At 68.9% G+C, this 18,471-nt stretch carries 18 protein-coding genes and 2 pseudogenes; 14 read left to right on the top strand and 6 right to left on the bottom strand.

The annotated features are described in order from the left end of the window. The first annotated feature begins 221 nt into the window (after positions 1-221). The 9 genes from ABKA17_RS46870 (at position 222) to ABKA17_RS46910 (ending at position 8,312) form a co-directional block, all read left to right on the top strand. A complete protein-coding gene (locus ABKA17_RS46870) occupies positions 222-410 on the top strand; it encodes a tautomerase family protein (RefSeq protein WP_353698595.1) in 189 nt (62 codons plus the stop codon). Further along, positions 407-979: an amino acid synthesis family protein gene (locus ABKA17_RS46875; protein WP_353698596.1), complete on the top strand. Its 573-nt coding sequence runs from the start codon at positions 407-409 to the stop codon at positions 977-979. Before ABKA17_RS46870 ends, ABKA17_RS46875 begins: the two co-directional genes overlap by 4 nt. After that, positions 976-2,127, top strand: a complete 1,152-nt coding sequence (locus tag ABKA17_RS46880) for an amidohydrolase family protein (RefSeq protein WP_353698597.1) — start codon at positions 976-978, stop codon at positions 2,125-2,127. The genes ABKA17_RS46875 and ABKA17_RS46880 overlap by 4 nt, the downstream gene beginning before the upstream one ends. A 27-nt stretch (positions 2,128-2,154) precedes the next feature. After that, the gene (locus ABKA17_RS46885) at positions 2,155-2,658 is read left to right on the top strand and encodes a type II 3-dehydroquinate dehydratase (protein WP_353698598.1); all 504 of its coding nucleotides are present in this window, start codon (positions 2,155-2,157) and stop codon (positions 2,656-2,658) included. A 14-nt stretch (positions 2,659-2,672) separates the two neighbouring features. After that, entirely contained in the window at positions 2,673-3,209 is a 537-nt protein-coding gene (locus ABKA17_RS46890; protein WP_353698599.1) for a type II 3-dehydroquinate dehydratase, read from the top strand. A gap of 14 nt (positions 3,210-3,223) precedes the next feature. Continuing rightward, positions 3,224-4,096 carry an FAD binding domain-containing protein gene (locus tag ABKA17_RS46895; protein WP_353698600.1) on the top strand — a complete coding sequence of 291 codons (873 nt, stop codon included), beginning with the start codon at positions 3,224-3,226 and terminating at the stop codon, positions 4,094-4,096. Continuing rightward, positions 4,093-4,566: a (2Fe-2S)-binding protein gene (locus ABKA17_RS46900; RefSeq protein WP_353698601.1), complete on the top strand. Its 474-nt coding sequence runs from the start codon at positions 4,093-4,095 to the stop codon at positions 4,564-4,566. The genes ABKA17_RS46895 and ABKA17_RS46900 overlap by 4 nt, the downstream gene beginning before the upstream one ends. Then, complete coding sequence (locus tag ABKA17_RS46905) at positions 4,563-6,908, top strand: xanthine dehydrogenase family protein molybdopterin-binding subunit (protein ID WP_353698602.1); 2,346 nt, start codon at positions 4,563-4,565, stop codon at positions 6,906-6,908. Before ABKA17_RS46900 ends, ABKA17_RS46905 begins: the two co-directional genes overlap by 4 nt. A gap of 246 nt (positions 6,909-7,154) precedes the next feature. Further along, a complete protein-coding gene (locus tag ABKA17_RS46910) occupies positions 7,155-8,312 on the top strand; it encodes an XdhC family protein (protein WP_353698603.1) in 1,158 nt (385 codons plus the stop codon). Between the two features lie 48 nt (positions 8,313-8,360). On the opposite strand, the gene ABKA17_RS46915 is transcribed toward ABKA17_RS46910, so the two are convergent. Together ABKA17_RS46915 and ABKA17_RS46920 are read right to left on the bottom strand one after the other, a co-directional pair. Continuing rightward, complete coding sequence (locus ABKA17_RS46915; protein WP_353698604.1) at positions 8,361-8,687, bottom strand: hypothetical protein; 327 nt, start codon at positions 8,685-8,687, stop codon at positions 8,361-8,363. A gap of 605 nt (positions 8,688-9,292) precedes the next feature. Further along, the gene (locus ABKA17_RS46920; RefSeq protein WP_353698605.1) at positions 9,293-9,934 is read right to left on the bottom strand and encodes an FMN-dependent NADH-azoreductase; all 642 of its coding nucleotides are present in this window, start codon (positions 9,932-9,934) and stop codon (positions 9,293-9,295) included. A 356-nt stretch (positions 9,935-10,290) separates the two neighbouring features. Between ABKA17_RS46920 and ABKA17_RS46925 the strand changes: the two genes are divergently transcribed. Further along, a complete protein-coding gene (locus ABKA17_RS46925; RefSeq protein ID WP_353698606.1) occupies positions 10,291-10,728 on the top strand; it encodes a MarR family winged helix-turn-helix transcriptional regulator in 438 nt (145 codons plus the stop codon). 86 nt (positions 10,729-10,814) lie between these two features. Here ABKA17_RS46925 and ABKA17_RS46930 read toward each other — a convergent pair whose 3' ends face one another. Then, positions 10,815-11,423: a TetR/AcrR family transcriptional regulator gene (locus tag ABKA17_RS46930; RefSeq protein WP_353698607.1), complete on the bottom strand. Its 609-nt coding sequence runs from the start codon at positions 11,421-11,423 to the stop codon at positions 10,815-10,817. A 70-nt stretch (positions 11,424-11,493) separates the two neighbouring features. Between ABKA17_RS46930 and ABKA17_RS46935 the strand changes: the two are divergent. Continuing rightward, a pseudogene (locus ABKA17_RS46935) lies at positions 11,494-12,428 on the top strand (DMT family transporter). Positions 12,429-12,437: 9 nt separating this feature from the next. On the opposite strand, the gene ABKA17_RS46940 reads toward ABKA17_RS46935, so the two are convergent. Beyond that, positions 12,438-13,481, bottom strand: coding sequence for a GlxA family transcriptional regulator (locus tag ABKA17_RS46940; protein WP_353698608.1), 1,044 nt, complete (start codon positions 13,479-13,481; stop codon positions 12,438-12,440). Positions 13,482-13,590: 109 nt separating this feature from the next. Here ABKA17_RS46940 and ABKA17_RS46945 point away from each other — a divergent pair, with 109 nt between their 5' ends. Together ABKA17_RS46945 and ABKA17_RS46950 are read left to right on the top strand one after the other, a co-directional pair. Next, on the top strand, positions 13,591-14,406 hold the full coding sequence (locus ABKA17_RS46945) for a dienelactone hydrolase family protein (RefSeq protein WP_353698632.1): 816 nt from the start codon (positions 13,591-13,593) through the stop codon (positions 14,404-14,406). Positions 14,407-14,834: 428 nt separating this feature from the next. Further along, positions 14,835-15,075 (top strand): annotated as a pseudogene (locus tag ABKA17_RS46950) (carbon monoxide dehydrogenase); the annotation flags it as partial. Positions 15,076-15,352: 277 nt separating this feature from the next. Here ABKA17_RS46950 and ABKA17_RS46960 read toward each other — a convergent pair. After that, positions 15,353-16,216 (bottom strand): helix-turn-helix domain-containing protein, encoded by an 864-nt coding sequence (locus ABKA17_RS46960; protein WP_353698609.1) that lies wholly within the window; start codon positions 16,214-16,216, stop codon positions 15,353-15,355. 83 nt (positions 16,217-16,299) lie between these two features. On the opposite strand from ABKA17_RS46960, the gene ABKA17_RS46965 reads away from it, so the two are divergent. Beyond that, the gene (locus ABKA17_RS46965) at positions 16,300-17,127 is read left to right on the top strand and encodes an SDR family oxidoreductase (RefSeq protein WP_353698610.1); all 828 of its coding nucleotides are present in this window, start codon (positions 16,300-16,302) and stop codon (positions 17,125-17,127) included. A gap of 165 nt (positions 17,128-17,292) precedes the next feature. Here ABKA17_RS46965 and ABKA17_RS46970 read toward each other — a convergent pair whose 3' ends face one another. After that, positions 17,293-18,378 (bottom strand): tartrate dehydrogenase, encoded by a 1,086-nt coding sequence (locus ABKA17_RS46970; RefSeq protein ID WP_353698611.1) that lies wholly within the window; start codon positions 18,376-18,378, stop codon positions 17,293-17,295. Between the last annotated feature and the right edge of the window lie 93 nt (positions 18,379-18,471).

The raw sequence follows: 18,471 nt of genomic DNA on the forward strand, positions 1-18,471 counted from the left end.
AATCCTGAACGGTATCAGCCAAGTTTCCGCGCTATTCATGAACCAATTGGCGCGGCATTCTGTGTTGCACCGGCGCTCCCAGGCCCCCGTATCCCATTCGGTTGGAACATTCGCCGTGGTCGCGGCATGAAGCGTCGCGATCTTCTACCGGGCGTTGGCCGCCCACCCGCGATCACGATCAGTGCTCGTCGAACAGAACCCTACGAACGGAGAAGCGCGCCATGCCGCTGGTGGATGTGACGTGGTACGAGGGGCGCTCGCAAGAGCAGAAGGAAGAGCTCGCGCGCGCGATCTGCGAGGCCTTCGTGGAGATCGGCAACGCGCGTCCGGACACGGTCCACGTGATCTTTCGCGACCTGGACCCCACTCAGTGGTTCAAGTCGGCAGAACTGTTGGAGGAAGAGCGATGAGCATGCGGATCCGCAAGATCCTTACCGTCCGGGAAGAGACCCGGTCCGAGGGCGGCCAGGACGCGGACCGGCCTCTCGTCAAAGCGGCCGCGATCGCGGTGCTGAGCAACCCCTACGCCGGCCGGCCCTACTCCCACGACCTCACAGCCATCACCGACGACAACTACGAGCTCGGGCACCTCTTGGCCTCCACCGCTGCCCAGACCCTCGGACTCGAGGTCGAGGGTTACGGAAAGGCGTCCCTCGTGGGCGTCAACGGTGAGATCGAGCACGGCGTCGCGCACAAGATCGGCGAGTTCGGCAAGGGCGTCCGCGACGCGGTGGGCGGCGAGGCGTGGATCTCCTCGGTCAGCAAGCGCTGCGGCCCCGGCGTACAGGTCGACGTACCCCTCGCCTACAAGGACGAGATCTGGGTCCGCTCGCACTACGACGCCTTCACCCTGTTCGTGCCCGACGCACCGCTCGCGGACGAGGTGGCCGTCATCGTGGCCGTCTCCTCCCGTGGCCGACTCAACGACCGCGTCGGCGGCATGACGGTCGAGGACGTAGAGAACCAGGAGGCACCGTGAGCACCCTCGACATCATCAATCTCGCCGGCGCCGTCAGCGGCCGCCTCGGCGACCCGCTCATACCGATCGAATCGGTCCGCTGCGTCGACGGGGAGATCGCGGCGCTCGGCGCCGACGGTGAAGCCGGTGACGCCGACGTCACCCTCGACGCCAACGGCGCGATCCTCGCCCCGGGCCTCATCGACACCCACGTGCACGTCACCTTCGGCGACTGGACTCCCCGACAGCAGACCGTCGGCTGGATCGAGAGCTACATGCACGGCGGCACGACCCTGATGATGTCGGCCTCCGAGATCCACGTCCCCGGGCGGCCCAGCGACCGCGCCGGCCTCAAGGGCCTCGCGATCGCGGCGCAGCGGTCCTGGGAGAACATCCGTCCGGGCGGCGTCAAGGTGCTCGGCGGCTCGGTCATCATCAGCCCCTCCCTCAAGGAAGAGGACTTCGCCGAACTCGCCGCCGAACGCGTCGGCTTGGCGAAGGTGGGATTCGGTGCCTTCGAGAGCCAGTCGGAGGCAGCCCCGCTCGTACGCGCGGCCCAGGCCGCCGGGTTCATCGTCATGAACCACACAGGCGGCGCGTCCGTTCCCGGGTCCGCGGCCGTCTCGCTCGACGACGTCATCACGCTCGGCTGCGACATCGTCGGCCACGCGAACGGCGGCACGACGTCCCTTCCCGACGATCATCTCAAGGCCGTGTTCGAGGCTCCCGGAGCTCTCCAGCTGGTTCAGGCCGGCAACCTGCGCTCCAGCCTGCTGATGCTCGAGATCGCCAAGGAGCGCGACGAACTCGACCGCATCCTGATCGCCACCGACTCCCCCACGGGCACCGGCGTGATGCCGCTCGGCATGATCAAGACGGTCGCCGAGTTCTCCTCCCTCGGTGGCCTCAGCGCCACGGACGCCCTCGCGCTCGCCACCGGGAACGGCGGCCGGGTGCTTCGCCGCCCCGAGGGCATCATCGCGATCGGCCGCCCCGCCGACTTCGTACTCCTGCAGCCTCCCAGCGGAGGCGTCGCCACGGACGCGCTGTCCGCCATCGAACGCGGGGACATCCCCGGCATCGCCGGCGTCGTCATCGACGGCGAGGTCCGAGCGCTGCGTTCCCGCAACACCCCCGCACCCGCCCGGCTCGCGACCCAACGGTCCTGACTCTTCCCGATGCGTAAAGGACACGCCGTGGACCTGAAGACACTCCGTACGACCGACCAGCGGTGGGAGATCGCCCTCCTGAGCGGCCCCAACACCGCCGGCCAACTCCAGCCCGCCGACGAGTTCGAGCGTGAGCTGCGGACGTGGGGCGACAGCCTCGGGATCGCGGTTCGGCACTTCCAGTCCAACCACGAGGGCAAGCTGCTCGAATACGTCCACGCGAACGCCGGCCAGGTCAACGGGTTCCTCGTGAACCCGGGCGGCCTGGTGCGCGTCGGCGAGTCCCTGCGGCACGTCCTCAAGGACGCCAAGAAGCCCGCCATCGAGCTGCACCTGAGCCAGCAGGAGCTCCGAGGCGAGTCGATCTTCGCCCCCAGCGTCACCGGAATCTTCGCCGGGCCCGGCCGACACGCGGTGCTGGGAGCCCTGGTGGCGCTCTCCCTCGCGCTCGACGACCTCGACTTCCTCAACCCCGAGGGAACGAGCGAGATCAACCGCTCGCACGGCAACCCCCGCTCTCTCTACGGCTGACCCGGAGGCTTCAGATGACCAACGCAGACACCGTCGGCGCCACCGACACCACGGACACCGCGGACACCGCGGACACCGCGGACACCGCAGGCACCGACACCGGCAGGCGGCTCCGTTTCGCACTGCTCAACGGCCTGAACATGACCAATCTCGGCCGGCGCGACAGGAACATCTACGGGAGCATCGCCTCCCTCCAGGCGCTCGAGGACCTGGTCACCGAGGTCGGCGACACCGTCGGTGCCGACGTGACCGCCTTCCACTCCAACCACGAAGGCGACCTCGTCGACTTCCTCGAGGCCAACCCGGACATGGACGGCTACATCATCAACCCCGGCGGGCTCTGGGCATTCGGCGACCCCACTCGCATCGCCCTGGAGGAAACCGGCAAGCCGTTCGTCGAGGTGCACTTCGCCAACATCTTCGCGACCGGACACCTCTCCACGTTCACCCAGTCCTGCGACGCCACCGTCATGGGTCTGCGCCACCACGGCTACCTGGGAGCGGTCGTCGCACTGGCGGCCTCGGTCCGCGCGCCGGCCATGAAGCCATGACAACGAGGACCGGGATGTCCGAGCCCGACGTCGGCAGCTACAGGCGGCCCGACAACCTTTCCGAACTCCTGACTCTCCTGGGCCGCCGCCCGGCGTCAGTGCTCGCCGGCGGCACCGACCTCGTCGTGATGCGTGCCGACGGCATGGTCGACCGCGCCCACGACATCGTCGACATCAAGGGCGTCTGCGAACTGCGCGGAATCAGTCTCGACGCCTACGGCACGCTCACCATCGGCGCCGCAACCTCCCTGCGGGAGCTGGCCGAGACGACCGTCGTACCGCCCAACGCCATCACTGACGGAGCCGCGCTGGTCGGCGGCTGGCAGACCCGCGCGCGGGGAACGATCGGGGGCAACATCTGCCGGGCCTCACCAGCAGGCGACACCCTCCCGGGGGTTCTGGCGTCAGGCGCTCGACTGGAGCTCGCCTCCACCACCGGGACACGACTGGTGTCAGGGCACGACTTCTTCACCGGGCCGGGCCGGACGGTCCGCGAACCCGACGAGCTGCTCACACGGATCATCGTTCCCGCGTCCCGTGGTGCCTCCGCGTATCTGCGCTTCACCTACCGTCTCGCGATGGACCTGGCCGTGGTCGGCGTGGCAGCCCATCTGGAGATCGAGAACGGACGCTGCGTAGCCGCCCGCGTGGCGCTCGGCGCCGCCGCGGCCACCCCTGTGCCGGCCCCCGACGCCGCCGACGCGCTCGTCGGGACCGAGCTGGACGAACCCTCCATCGAGGCCGCCGCCCAGTTGGTGCTCAACACCGCCACCCCCATCGACGACGGCCGGGGCTCACGTGCCCACCGGCGCACCGTGCTACCAGTGCTCGCCAAGCGCGCGATCGGCATCGCGCTCGAGCGGGCGCGAGGAGGACACCACCGATGACTTCACGCATGACCCTGCGCGTCAACGGCGCGGACCACGACATCGCGGTCGCGCCCGACACACTGCTCTTGGACGCCCTCCGGTACGAGTGCGGCCTCACCGGCGCGAAGCTCGGATGCGGCACCGGTGACTGCGGTGCGTGCACCGTCACCGTCGACGGCGAAGCGGTCAACAGCTGCCTCGTGTATGTGCTGGAATGCGAAGGACACTCGGTCGAGACGGTCGAAGGCGCCACCGCGAGCGGGATCGGCGCGGTCGTCGCCGAGGAGTTCGTGAAGGCCGACGCCGTCCAGTGCGGTTTCTGCAGCCCCGGGTTCATCATGTCGACCTGCGCGCTGCTCGCCAGGACCGAACCAGGAGCGGCCACCGACGAGGACATCAAGGAAGCGCTCGCCGGCAATCTGTGCCGCTGCACCGGCTACCTGCCGATCCTCGAGGCGGTCCGACGGGCGAGCGGGGCACCGCGATGAGCGCAGAAGAGTACGGTCCCCACCTGAACATCGGCGCCCAGCTCATCCGCCGCGACGCGGCCGAGCGCCTCACCGGCCACACCACCTACACCGAGGACATCCGCCTCCCCGGGATGCTCTACGGCGTCCTCGTGCAGTCGCCCGTCGCGGCCGGCCGGCTCCGCGGCATCAACGTCGACCGGGCGGTGGCACTCGACGGCGTCGTCAAGGTCCTGACCGCCGAGGACGTGACGGACCGCCGCTACGGGAACTACGTCAAGGACCAGCCGATCTTCGCCCGTGAACGGGTCAGGTTCGTGGGCGAACCCGTCGCGATGGTCGCGGCCACCTCCCTGGCCCTCGCCCGCCGAGCGGCAGCCATGGTCGAGGTACACATCGAGGCGACCACACCCGTCGTCGACCTCCACGAGGCACTGACGAGCACCGAGGTGCTGGTGCACGACCGGGACACGAACGTCATCGAGGACGTCCACATCTCGCGCGGTGACGTCGACGCCGTCTTCGCCACGGCACACGCCGTCGTGCACACGGAGATCGAGTCGCACCGGGCGCACCAGGCCTACCTGGAACCACGAGCCGTGACCGCCGCGCCCGCACCGGGTGGGTTCTCGCTGATCATGAGCACCCAGCAGCCGTTCGGCGTACGCGCCCAACTCGCTGAGTTGTTCGAGCTCCCCACCGGCGCCATCGAGGTGAAGGTGCCCGCCATCGGCGGTGGCTTCGGCGGCAAGCTGCACCTGCTGTTCGCACCCCAGGCAGCCGCGATGACTCTGGCCACCGGTCGTCCCGTCCAGATCGTCTGCTCTCGCGCGGAGGACATGGCGACCGGCAACCCGCGCGAGAACTCGATCGTGCGGATGTCCAGCGCGGTCGACGAGTCGGGCCGCATCCTGGCCCGCAGGTGCGACGTCGTGCTCGACGCCGGCGCGTACGCGATGGACACCCCGGTCCTGACCTCGATGGCGGCGTTCTACGCGACCGGCCCCTACCGCATCGACACCCTCGACATCCGAGGGCGTGCCGTCTACACCAACACCTGCCCCACCGGCTCGTTCCGCGGCCCCTCGGGCCCGCAGATGGTCTACGCCGCCGAGGCCCAGATCGAGGACATCGCCCAGCGGCTCGGGCTCGACCCCGCAGAGGTCCGGCGACGCAACTTCATCGGCGAAGGCGACCGCGGCCCCACAGGCGAGCTCATCACCCTCCGCGGGACGACCGACGAGTGCATGCGGGTTGTCGAGAACCGTCTCCAGCAGTGGCGGCAGGCCGACGTCGCCCCGGGCGACCACCGCCGCCGCGGCTACGGGCTCGCCTGCGCATGGTGGTCCACCCTCGGCACCCCGTCGGCCGCGACCGTCGAACTGCACGAGGACGGCACCGCGACGCTCTCCTCCGGCGGAACCGAGATCGGGACCGGCGCCATCTCAACCGCCTTGCCGAGCATGGTCGCCGAAGAACTCGGACTCCGGCCCGACCGCGTCGTCCTGAAGTCCGGCAGCACCCGGGAATCCCCCTACGACTCAGGCTCCCGCGGCAGCCGCACCATGTTCGCCACCGGCAACGCCACGGTCCTCGCCGCTCGCGCCGTCGCCGAGCAGATCAGGAACGAAGCATCACGACTGCTCGAGGTCGACCCGGCCGACCTGGTGCTCCGCGAAGGGCGTGTCGAGGTCAAGGGCGATCCAGAGTCCGGCATGACGATCGACGAAGTGTCCGCGTCCGCTCACCTGCATTCCGGTCCCGTGGTCGCGACCGGTCGATACCGAGCGGAGCTTGCTCCCGTCGAAGGCTCCGAACTGCGGGGCGCCCGCTTCCTCAGACTGGGCGAGCCCACCTTCCACTGCCACGGCGTGGAGATCGCCCTGGACGAGGAGACCGGACGCGTCGACGTCCTCAACTTCATCGCCGTCCATGACGTCGGCAGGGTCGTCAACCCCGTCGGCGCACGCGGACAGGTCGAGGGAGGCGTTGTGCAGGGCATCGGCTACGCCCTCACAGAGCACCTCAGGACAAACGACCTGGGAGTCATCGTCAACGCCAACTTCCACGACTATCGGCTTCCGACCATCGCCGACGTACCGCCGAACATCGAGACCGTCTTCATCGAGACCAACCACTCGCACACCGGACCGTTCGGAGCCAAGGGCCTGGGCGAGCCACCGGTGATCCTCCCGCCGGCGGCCATCGGCTCGGCGCTCCGTGACCTCCTGGGCGTACAGCCGTACCGCCTGCCCCTGGACGCGGACCGAGTCGTACTCACGATGGCCGAGCGGGACTCTCGTCTGGCGCCGGGTCAGCCTGCATCGACAGCGAGCCCAACGGAATCGGGGGTCGAGAGATGAAGTGGTTCCGGCGTCTGGTGCGCTTCCTCAGCGACGCCTTCGACGGCGTCACCAAGGTATGGAGCAAGGACGAGCCCTCGTCGCCGCCGAAGCCGCCGGTCACGCCCCCCTGGTGAGACGTGCGCGCCGGCCCCTCCGGCAGCCCCCGTCTCCTCGTCCGGCTGCCGGCCCTCCCTCGGCCGCCGCCGCGCGACGCTCCCCCGGCGCCGCGGCGGACCGCCCCCTCACCTCCACGGAGACAGGCCCATGCTGAACATCGCGCAGACACTGCTCAGTTGGTGCCGCGACGCACGCCCCTTCGCCCTGGCCACCGTCGTCGACGTCCACGGCAGCGCACCCTTGCCCATCGGCACAGCCGTAGCGGTGGACGCGGACGGCAACGCGGTCGGCAGCATCTCCGGCGGATGCGTCGAGGGCGCGGTCTACGACATGTGCCGGCAAGTGCTTCGCGAGAGGGGCGCCCCTCACCGTTCCCGGTTCGGGTATTCCGACGACGACGCCTTCGCGGTGGGCCTGACGTGCGGCGGCGAACTCGATGTCCTCGTCCAGACTGTCGACCCTACGACGCAACCGCACATCGGCGCTGCCCTCGACGAGGTGGTGCAGGGCCTGCCCGTCGCCGTGGCACAGGTCGTGGACGGGCCGGTCGGCCTCCTCGGGGCGACGCTCAGCGTTCTTGGGGACGGTCAGGTCATCTCCGGAACGTTGGACAACGGCTCGGTGGACACTGCGGTGGTGGACGAGGCCCTTGCTCTGCTGCGCACGGGACGCACTGCCCGCGTCGCGCTCTGCGGGACCGAACAGGGCGGCGCAGGACCACTGTCCGTCCTCGTGCACGTGCACACGTCCCGCCCGCGCATGTTGATCTTCGGCGCCGTGGACTTCGCCGCCGCTCTCAGCCAGGCCGGGGCCTTCGTGGGCTACCGGGTCACCGTCTGCGATGCCCGGCCGGTCTTCGCCACCGCGGCGCGCTTTCCCTACGCGGACGAGGTCGTGACCGACTGGCCCCACCGTTACCTGGAACGCACCGACGTGGACTCTCGTACCGCCGTGTGCGTCCTCACTCACGACGCGAAGTTCGACGTTCCCCTGCTGCGTCTGGCACTGAACCTGCCCGCCGGCTACATCGGCGCCATGGGATCCAGGCGTACCCACGACGAACGCCTGCGCCTGCTGCGGCAAGAAGGCGTGAGCGAAGAACAACTGGCCCGCCTGTGCTCCCCGATCGGCCTGGACCTCGGCGCGCGCACACCCGAGGAGACGGCGGTATCCATCACCGCGGAGATCATCGCCCACATCAACGGAGGTTCGGGCCTGCCCTTGTCCCAGGGCACGGGCCCGATCCACCGCACCGTGCCGCAGAGGCGGCCCTCCCCGTCAGCTAGCGCCTTAAAGCCCTCGTGAGGAGGGCGAACGCAGCCTGACCTGCAACAGCAGCGGCAACAGGCCACATCACCACAGGTGAAGGAAGCTCCGGACATCGTCATAGCCGTCGAGGGCCCGACTGTCCACATCCGACGGGTCAGACTCGGCCCGCGCCGCCAACGACTCCGCCAGGGCGCGGCCCTCATCGCTGAGATGCCCAAAACGTCGAGCGGTGTGGCCCAGGCACAGCCCAGCCAGCCCGAGCAGCGGACTACCCGACACAGCCCGCGTCCCGACCTGCACGCACCAGTGCTCGACGAACACCGCGTCGGGGTCGTTCAACGCGGTACCGACCAGGACTCCCGCCGCCTCGCCCTCTGCCGAGCGGTCACGCAAAGCCCGCTCCAACGTCACGACCACCACCCCGTGAGGGAGCGCGGGAGGATTCTCAAAGCTCCGATGAGAATGCATTCCGCGACACTACGCGGACCGCATCCAACCGCTACCTGCCGCGGACCTGTCCGACAAGACGAGGAGAAACCCGCGTTCACCAGGGGAACGCGCCCGACCCTTGGAAAGAAACCAAGAAGTAGATCACCAGGGGCAGGAGGGCGAGAACGAACGCAGCAAAGACCTTCGCCCACGTCGCTGTTCTGCCCGGGCCTTCGGTCGGCATGCTCGCTCCGGATTGACGCTCCTGGGCGTAGACGGTTGCCGACGCCGTGGAAACGGTATCTCTGATCGGTGACGCGCCTGGAGCATCCGATGGGCAAGGGCAGTTGTCGCCACCGGCGCGCGAGGCCCTTCGGCTGCGGGCGAGCGTCGGGATCGTCAGTGAGCCGCGGCGGCCAGGGCCTTTCCGGCAGCCTGGCCGTCTTGGAGGCGGGAATCCCGAGCGTGCGGGCGCGGCATCGAGAGGGACGTCCGGATCGGGACCGGAGCGGACGGCCACGCGAGCCGTCCGCCCGGGCGTACGAGCAGGCAGCCGTCATCCTCGACGCCGCGCAGCGCACAACCGGTCAGACCCTGCTCAGCTTGGCGATCCGCAGCCCGTGCTCGGCGGCATCCTCGTGCCCCGTCTTTATCGACTCTTCGGCCAGTGCCCGCAGGTGCGCCATCTCCGGGTTCCAGAACGCGTGGGTCAGCTCCGCCTCGGCGATCTGCAGGTCGAGGCCGAAGACGTCGGCCAGGATCAGGCGCAGGTAGGGCGTGGCGTGGTCCCAGCCCTCCTTCGGGGTGCCGGGCCCGTAGCCGCCGCCTCGGCTCAACGTCAGAAGCGCCGGCTTGCCCTTGAGCGGCCAGTCACCGTGCACCCCCACCACGGGGTGCTTCAGGATCAGGTCGATCCACGTCTTGACCTGTTCCGGGACATTCCAGTTGTACATCGGCACCGCGAACAGGAACGCGTCGGCGGCGAGCAGTTCCGCGCCGAGACGGTCGAGGAGCTCGTGCGCCTCGTCCGGGGCCGGTGCGGACGGGTTGACGGTTTCGTGGGCGAGCGCGGTCCACGCATCCCCGGGCAGCGGCTGGACCCCCAGGTCGCGCCGGGTCACGACGGCGCCGGGGTGTTCGGCGAGCCACGCCTGCTCGGCGGTGTCGGCGAGGGCGCGGCTCACCGATCCTTCGGTACGGATGCTCGCGTCGAGACGGAACAGGTTCATGGTGCGGTGCCTCCACATAGTTCTGCTGTGATGCAGATAGTATGTACAGCAGAACATCTGCTGGCAAGAAAGTGAGGCGGTCATCACTACGATCTGACGCGGGGCGCCGCACACGGCACCGATCGCAACCCGGGTTCGCGTCGAGACCGACCCGCTCAGGGCGATCGATCAGTGTTGTCGGCGCACCATTCCAGGCATCAAAGCCGCCACCGACAGGAGCGCCCCGCCGCCAGAACACTCTGCAAGGAAGATGTTCTGCAAACTAGGCCGTCTGCCATGACGCCGAAGGGTGTTACGGTGACGGGATGCCCTCTGAACCCCGCAGCCGAGCGAGCGAGAGCGCCAGGTGTCTCTCCTTGGACAACGACCTGGTCTGGGCTATTCGCATGATCTCGGGGGCGCTTCGGCGCGCTGCGGCCGATGCCTCGGAGACGCTGCCCGGAGGGTCACGCGCCTACTTGGTGCTCGTGGCGTTGGCCGAGGCCGGGGACACGCCCCCCACACAACTCGAACTGGCCGGCCAGGTCGGTCTCGACCGCACAGTGATGACCTACCTCCTCGACGACCTGGAGGGACAGGGTCTGCTGTCGCGGCGCCCGAATCCGCGAGACCGCCGGGCTCGCCACGTCATCCTGACGGACGAAGGCCGATCGCAACTGAAGCGCATGCGGACCGATGTCGCGGCCGCTGAAGCACGGCTGCTTGAGGAGTTGAGCGAAGAACAGCGGGTCCAGTTTCGAGACCTCCTGACCCAGGTTGCGCTCACCGCTCAGCGCGGCACCGCCAAAGGCTGAGGCGCTGCTCCTGCCTGGAGAAAACCGCCAACGCGTGAAACGCAGGGAGTCTTTGGTCGGCGGCGATCGATGCACCGCTCATCGCCTCACCGCTCCTCTGAGGTGCCTCCGTTGACGGCGAGGAGAGCTTGCGCCTGTTCGCGGGCATGGGCGATGGGATCCGGGAAGACGTTCAGGCCGTGGGCGACGAGCGCTCCTTCGTGCAGCAGCATGAGCGTGCGGCCCAGGTGGTCGGCCTCGTCTGGGGAGATGTCCCCGGCGAGGCGGGTGAACAGGTCGAGCATCCACTCCTTTTGCCCGGTGATGATCGGGTGGGCCGGGTGGGACGGATCGCTGATCTCGGCGTGGGCGTTGACCATGCTGCATCCCTTGGAACTGTTCTCCGCCGCCCATGCGCGTGAGGCGTCGAAGACGGCCAGGACGCGTGCCGGGGGTGCAGGAGGGGCGGCATCCAAGCGTTCCGCGAGGAAGGCCCGCCAGCGCTCGTCACGGTCCGCGAGGTATTCGACGACGATCTGCTCCTTGGAGCCGAACCGGTCGTAGAGGGTCTTCTTGGTCACCCCGGCCTCGGCAGCGATCAGGTCCACGCCGACGGCATGGATGCCGCGTTCGTAGAACAGCCTCGCGGCGGCCTCCAACGCGCGACGTGCGGCAGGCGTCATCGTGATCCGTCGCGGCTTCTCCGTTGCACCCATGCCGGAAAGTATACCGATCTGTATAGTGGGTACCCATGGGTATACCGATCTGTTTAGTGGAGGCTGAGGTGTGAACTTCCTGCTCTCGATCGCCTTTGTGCTGTGCTGGAGTTCCGGCTTCATCGGGGCCAAGCTCGGTGCGGGCAGTGCGTCCGCGGTCACGATCCTGATGTGGCGGTCCTGCCACTGGCCGTCCTCCTGGTCGCCGTCGCTGTGACTGTCACCAGAACGTCCTGGCGGGGCCTCACTGTGCGGGACGTGGCCAGGCAGGCCATGATCGGGGTGCTCTCGCAGAGCGGCTATCTGCTCACCGTCTACTACGCGATCCAACTCGGGGTTTCCAGCGGCACCACGGCCCTGATCGACGGCGTGCAACCTCTCGTCGCCGGAGCGCTCGCCGGACCGTTGTTGCGTCAGTACGTATCGCGCAAGCAGTGGCTCGGCCTGTGCCTGGGGGTGGGCGGCGTCGCCATCGTCACCAGGGCCGATGCCGCAGCCCGTACCGGCGTAGTTTGGTGGGCCTATCTCATACCGTTCCTCGGTATGTGTTCGCTGGTGGCGGCCACGTTCCTAGAAAGCCGCTCGCGCACGAGGGTCGCGCCCGCGGTGTCGATGACCGTCCACTGCACCACCAGCGCGGTCGTCTTCACGGCACTTGCCGTGAGCGTCGGCGCCGCGAAGCCGCCTGCCGAGCTCTCGTTCTGGGCCGCGATCAGCTGGCTGGTGGCCTTGTCCACCTTCGGCGGGTACGGGCTGTACTGGCTGATCCTGAGGCGCTCCGGAGTCACCAAGGTCGATACGCTCATGTTCCTCATGGCGCCGGTCACGGCAGTCTGGGGAGCCCTCATGTTCGGTGAACCCTTCGGTCCGCAGACCGCCCTCGGACTGGCCATCGGCCTCGCAGCCGTCGCCATCGTCTATCGCGGAGACACTTCAGCCACCGCGGCGCGTGCCCGGAACACAGACACGACCGAGGCGGCACGACCGGCCAAGTGCGGCGCGTGAGCAGGTCGTTCACGAGGTGCGCTCGGACGCGGGGCCCGGCAGGCCAGTCTCCGTTTGTCGCGTTGACTCATGTTGGATGTCGCGACGACGGAACATCGCGCGGTACTCCCCCGGCCGCCGGCCCGTGTGTCTGGCGAAGATGCCGCTGAATGCCCCGGGGTCGCGGTACCCGACGTCGGCGGCGATGCCGGCGACGGTCCGGTCCGTCGTTTCGAGCAGGTGCCTCGCTCGACGCACTCGGACTGTCTGCAAGTACGCGAGCGGCGTCTCGCCGGCTTCGTCGCCGAAGCGACGGAGCATGGTTCTGGTGCTGACGTGGAACTCCTGGGCAAGGGTGGGCAGGTCATAGCGGGCACTGAGGTTCTGGTCGAGCCACCGCTTGACGCTGAGCGTGAACTCCCTGCCCACGGTGGGGATGAGCGCCGAGTCCACGTAGGGGGCCTGCGTGGAACGCGCGTCATCGACAAGCGCGATACGCGCGGTGCTGCGGGCGACGCGGGGGCCGTCGTGCTCGCGGATGAACTGAAGGGCGAAGTCGTACATGGCGGAGAATGCCGCTGTGGTCGTCACTCCCCTGTCGGTCACCACCAAGCGCTCCGGGCGGAGGCGCACGTCGGTGTACCGGCGGGCGAACCGATCCGCGAACAACCAGGACGTGGTCGCCTCGCGCCCGCCGAGCAGCCCGGCTTCGGCGACCAGGAAGGCGCCCACGCAGATCGACACGACAGCGGTCCCCGAGGCCGCCTGCGATCGAATCGACGCTGCTTCCGGTCCCAGGTGTGCGAGTGTCGCGTCGAGATCGAGCGTGGGCGAGAGCTCGAAGCCCGGCACGATCAAGACATCTACCGGACGGATCGCCGAGACATCGAGTACCGAACCGCCGGAGGCGATCACGCGCCGCCGGGGGGAGATGACCGACGTCTCGTAGGCCGGCTGAACCGCCCCTTGCGCCGCGGCGACATGAGTTGCCATGGCCAGGAGATCGGGGACTCCGAACACCTCCGACGCGAAGCAGCCGGGGTAGGCCAGCACACCAACTCGCAGCGGACTCATACGACCCCTCCGGTGCCGTTGGAAGGGTGGCGATATTACCGGGAGGCGTGGCGATACCGCCGCTTCTCAGCGAGGGCGCCCGCTCATCATCATCTCGGTCATGACAATCATGCGAGGCCAGGACGACCCCTTGGACGACTTCTCTCGGAGGACCGTCCGCGTGGATGACGTCGACAAGACCGTGTACGTCTCCGGGTCAGGACCGGCGGTCATCCTCATGCCGGAGATGCCGGGTATCAGCCCCGACGTCGCGCGATTCGCGCGGTGGGTGCGCGATGCCGGATTCTCCGTGTACCTGCCCTCACTGTTCGGTGTCGACGGCGCCTATCCGCTCGCCGAGGCGGGCCAGGCCATCGTTCGGCGCGCGTGTGTCAGCGCCGAGTTCCGGGCGTTCGCCGGTGGCGGCACCAGCCCCGTCGTCGCCTGGCTGCGCGGCCTCGCCCGGCTGGCGCACGCCGAGTGTGGCGGTCCTGGTGTCGGCGCCCTCGGTCTCTGTTTCACCGGCAACTTCGCGTTGACCATGGCGCTCGAACCCGCTGTCATCGCGCCGGTGGTCAACCATCCCTCCCTTCCTCTCGACGACCCCGGCGGTCTGGAGATCAGTGACGAAGACGCCGCTGCCGTGGCTGAACGGGTAGCTCGAGACGGACTGAAGGTTCTCGCCTACCGCTTCGACAACGACCGGTGGTGCACCGGTCAGCGGTTCGCGGCCTACCGAGCGCTGCTCGGGGACGCATTCGACGGCCGCGTACTCAAAGCCGAGACGGCGAACACGAACCCTCCGCCCTTCTTCCGTGACGTCGTCGGCTGTGCCCACAGCGTCGTCACGGCACACCTGGTCGACCAGGACGGCCATCCCACCGTGCAAGCCCGGAACGAGATCATCGCCTTTCTGGCCGAGCGGCTCGGCGTGCGTCCGGAATGAACCCTTGGCGCTGCGGTGGTGACGACAGTGCCGACCACATCCCGATCGCGTGGGGACCCGGCAAGTACCCTCACCTGCCTACTGCTCTGCCAACTACCGCCAGACGTACCAACAGCAGTGATACGCACCCCAGTCGTCCCAACGACGTCTGCTCGTTGAGACCCGCCGCGTCCTGCAGAGTGGATGCCGTACCGCACGGATGACCGGGCGAGACACCTGGGAATGCGGTTTCCTTGGCCGCACCTCGACCACCTCGCCGCACCTCGACCACCTCAACGAGGCACCGGCCCGGCTTCCGTCGCCCGACGGACCCTCCCGCCCGAACAAGCCCCCACCATCACCGAGTCACGTCCCGAACTACATCGACACACCGGCCCGCGGAACAGATCGGTACCGCGCCCGGCCTCCCGCCATCCGAGAGAGTGGGCATGTCCACAGAACCCCCCGAGTCGACACTCGCTCCACCCGAAGAGACCTCCGAGGAGAGTCCCGAAGAGACTCCCGAGGCGTCTTCGTCCGCCCCGTCCCGGCGCACGTTCATCGCGACCACGGCCGCCGCCCGACAGCCGTGTCTCCCTGAGCGTCAACGGTGTCCAGCACACCGTCACGGTTGACAACCGCACCTCGCTGCTGGACCTGCTGCGCGAACACCTCGGGCTGACCGGCTCGAACACCCCAGAGGAGACGGCGGTCTCCATCACCGCCGAGATCATCGCCCACACCCAGGGCGGCACCGGCCTGCCCCTGTCCCGCGTCCCCGGTCCCCTCCACAGGCGGATCCCCGCAGCCGGGACGTCACCGGCCACCGTCCTGGTCGCTTGACCGCCCGCACGCCCAGCAGGCGTCGTCATGCGCCGACTGCCCAGCCGACACCGTCCGACACCCGGCAGAGAAGGGAACCCACATGCCCATCGACGCTGACACCGTCCCGGTCCGGACCCGGGTCTCAACGCGGCGGCTGCGTCTCCTGGTCGGCCAGCATCCGCAGGGCTTTCTCCGACTGGGAGCCCGGCTCGGCGTGGTAGGTGGCCAGCCGCATGGGGGCACCGCCCGGCAGCGCCATGGGTTCGTGGACGAGGTCGAACTCCCCGACCACCGGGTGCCGCATCCGCACCACGTCGCCGCTGCCACCGCAGATGACCTCGTGCTGCGCCCACAACTGCCGGAAGTCCTCGCTCTGCTGCGACAAATCCTGGATCAGCGTGGAGAGGTGGGGGTCCTCCGGGCTTTTGGCGGCGTTCACCCGCAGAACGCCGGCGATGTCCAGGGCGGTGCGGTGCGGATCGGCGAACCTCTCACGTGCCTCGGGCGAGAGGAAGATCAGTCGGGCCACGTTGCGCTCCTCGGGCGCCAGCCTGCCCCAGTCACCGAAGACGGCGGCGGCGAGCCGGTTCCACCCCAGGATGTCCAGCCGCCGACTGACGACGTAGGCGGGCACGCCGAGCGCGTCGAGCAGGTGCTGAACACTGGGCCGCAGCGATGCCGACGCGGCAGGGATCGTGCTCTGCCGCTCGGGCTGGGCCAGCCGGATCAGATGGCCACGCTCCTCGGCGTTCAGGCGCAGGGCACGGGCCACCGCGTCCAGCACCTCGGCCGACATGGTCTCGCCGTACCCCTGCTCCAGCCGCGCGTAGTACGCGTACGACACTCCCGCCAACTGCGCCAGCTCCTCGCGGCGCAGGCCGGGAACGCGCCGCCGGCCGTACGACGGCACCCCGGCGTCCTCGGGCCGGATCCGGGCCCTGCGCGAGCGCAGGAAGTCCCTCAACTCGGTGCGTCGGTCAAGTCCGGGTGTCGTTCGATCAGACATCTTCCGTCCTCCGACCACTGACGCGCCTCGCCAAAAAAATGCAGCGTACCGCAGAGATTCAGCCTCGAACGAAAGTGTTTCTCATGAGCAAGATCTGGTTCATCACCGGTTCCTCGCGCGGCTTCGGCCGCCAGTTCGCCCAGGCGGCCCTGGAGCGGGGCGACAAGGTCGCAGCCACCGCCCGCGACACCGAAGCCCTCGCCGACCTGGTGGCCGCGCACGGCGACGCGATCCTCCCGCTGCCCCTGGACGTCACCGACAAGGGCGCCGCCTTCGCCGCCGTTCAGCGGGCGCACGAGCGCTTCGGCCGCCTGGACGTCGTCGTCAACAATGCCGGCTACGGCCTGTTCGGCGCCGTCGAGGAGCTGACCGAGCGCAGCGTTCGCGACCAGATGGAGACCAACTTCTTCGGCGCCCTGTGGGTCACCCAGGCGGTCCTGCCCCTCATGCGGGCACAGGGCAGCGGCCACATCGTGCAGATCTCCAGCGTCGGCGGCGTCATCACGTTCCCCCTGGTCGGCGGCTACAACGCCTCCAAGTGGGCCCTGGAAGGGCTCACCGACTCCCTCGCACAGGAAGTGGCCGGCTTCGGGATCAAGGTCACCCTGGTGGAGCCCGGCAGCTTCGCCACCGACTGGGGCGGCTCGTCCGCCACCTTCTCCGAACACATGCCTGCCTACGAGGAGTTGCACGCGGCCGTGGTCGCCAATCTCGCCAACGTATCCAACGGCGATCCGACAGCTGCCGGACCGGCTCTGCTGCGGGTCGTGGACGCGGAGAATCCGCCGCTGCGGGTCTTCTTCGGCGACTTCCCGCTCCACTTCGTCCCGCAGGTCTACGCCGAGCGCATGAAGACCTGGGAGGAATGGGCCGACGTCGCGACCGAGGCCCAGGGTGGCCGTGCCGCGTAGCCGCACAACCACCGCACCCTGAACAACCCCGGTCGGCGGGCGCGCGGTTCCCGAGACGGAACCGCGCGCTCCCGGCCGAGACGTGTGCACACCTCCGAGGCTCGCCACCCATGACATGGCGTTCACGAGGCCCTCGATGACGCTCAAGGGCACGCCTTGGGACCGTCAGGCGCCGAGCGCGTCGATCAGCGCTTTGGTCACATCCTCGGTCGTGGCCGTGCCGCCCACATCGCGGGTGAGGACGCCCGCCGCGGTCGTCGCCTCGATCGCCTTCTGAAGGCGGGCCGCCTGGTCGGGCAGGCCGAAGTGTTCCAGCATCAGCGCGGCGCTGCCGATCGCACCGATCGGGTTGGCCAGGCCCTGGCCCGCGATGTCCGGGGCGGAGCCGTGGACCGGCTCGAACATGCTGGGGAAGCGGCGCTCGGGGTTGAGATTGGCGCTGGCGGCCAGGCCCAGGCTGCCGGCCAGGGCGCTGCCGAGGTCGGAGAGGATGTCGGCGTTGAGGTTGGAGGCGACGACGACCGAGAGGTCCTCGGGGCGCAGGACGAACTTCGCGGACATGGCGTCCACGAGGACGCTCTCGGTCTCCACGTCGGGATAGTCCAACGAGACCCGCTTGAAGACGTCGTCCCACAGCACCATGCCGTACTGCTGGGCGTTGCTCTTGGTGACGGAGGAGACCTTCTTGTGGGCCCGCCTACGGGCCAGGTCGAAGGCGAACCGCATGATCCGTTCGCAGCCCACCTCGGTGAACAGGGCCGACTGGACGGCGACTTCACCGCCGGGCCCGCGGCCGGCGAGGTTGCGGCCGCCGAGGCCCGCGTACTCGCCCTCGCTGTTCTCGCGGACGACGACCCAGTCGAGCTCGGTGTCGTCGGCCTTGCGCAGGGGACTCTGCACGCCGGGCAGGAAGTGCACGGGGCGGACGTTGGCCCACTGGTCGAAGCTCTGGCAGATCTTCAGGCGCAGGCCCCAGAGGCTGACGTGGTCGGGGACGGTGGGCCAGCCGACGGCGCCGAAGTAGATGGCGTCGAAGTCCTTCAGCTGGTCGAGGCCGTCCTCGTCCATCATCTTCCCGGTGCGCTCGTAGTACTCGCAGCCCCAGCCGAACTCCTCCCACTGGAAGGCGAAGGCGCCGCCGGAGTCCTCGGCCAGGGCGTCCAGTACGGCTCGCCCGGCGGCGACGACTTCCTTGCCCACCCCGTCGGCGGGGATGGCGGCGATGCGGAACGTGCGGGGTGCGGCTGTCATGGGGTGCCTCCGGCTCGCTGTCGTGCGGTCGGTTCGAGTCAACACAGCGACGTCACAGCGCGTCCAAGACCTGCTTTCGATACGACGTATAGG

The sequence above is a fragment of the Streptomyces sp. RG80 genome (assembly GCF_040446465.1).
Lineage (GTDB): Bacteria > Actinomycetota > Actinomycetes > Streptomycetales > Streptomycetaceae > Streptomyces.

Coding starts and splice junctions, on each gene's coding strand:
- ABKA17_RS46870 (WP_353698595.1), top strand. CDS start 222: ATGCCGCTGGTGGATGTGACGTGGTACGAGGGGCGCTCGCAAGAGCAG.
- ABKA17_RS46875 (WP_353698596.1), top strand. CDS start 407: ATGAGCATGCGGATCCGCAAGATCCTTACCGTCCGGGAAGAGACCCGG.
- ABKA17_RS46890 (WP_353698599.1), top strand. CDS start 2,673: ATGACCAACGCAGACACCGTCGGCGCCACCGACACCACGGACACCGCG.
- ABKA17_RS46895 (WP_353698600.1), top strand. CDS start 3,224: ATGTCCGAGCCCGACGTCGGCAGCTACAGGCGGCCCGACAACCTTTCC.
- ABKA17_RS46900 (WP_353698601.1), top strand. CDS start 4,093: ATGACTTCACGCATGACCCTGCGCGTCAACGGCGCGGACCACGACATC.
- ABKA17_RS46905 (WP_353698602.1), top strand. CDS start 4,563: ATGAGCGCAGAAGAGTACGGTCCCCACCTGAACATCGGCGCCCAGCTC.
- ABKA17_RS46910 (WP_353698603.1), top strand. CDS start 7,155: ATGCTGAACATCGCGCAGACACTGCTCAGTTGGTGCCGCGACGCACGC.
- ABKA17_RS46920 (WP_353698605.1), bottom strand. CDS start 9,934: ATGAACCTGTTCCGTCTCGACGCGAGCATCCGTACCGAAGGATCGGTG.
- ABKA17_RS46930 (WP_353698607.1), bottom strand. CDS start 11,423: ATGGGTGCAACGGAGAAGCCGCGACGGATCACGATGACGCCTGCCGCA.
- ABKA17_RS46940 (WP_353698608.1), bottom strand. CDS start 13,481: ATGAGTCCGCTGCGAGTTGGTGTGCTGGCCTACCCCGGCTGCTTCGCG.
- ABKA17_RS46945 (WP_353698632.1), top strand. CDS start 13,591: ATGCGAGGCCAGGACGACCCCTTGGACGACTTCTCTCGGAGGACCGTC.
- ABKA17_RS46960 (WP_353698609.1), bottom strand. CDS start 16,216: ATGTCTGATCGAACGACACCCGGACTTGACCGACGCACCGAGTTGAGG.
- ABKA17_RS46965 (WP_353698610.1), top strand. CDS start 16,300: ATGAGCAAGATCTGGTTCATCACCGGTTCCTCGCGCGGCTTCGGCCGC.
- ABKA17_RS46970 (WP_353698611.1), bottom strand. CDS start 18,378: ATGACAGCCGCACCCCGCACGTTCCGCATCGCCGCCATCCCCGCCGAC.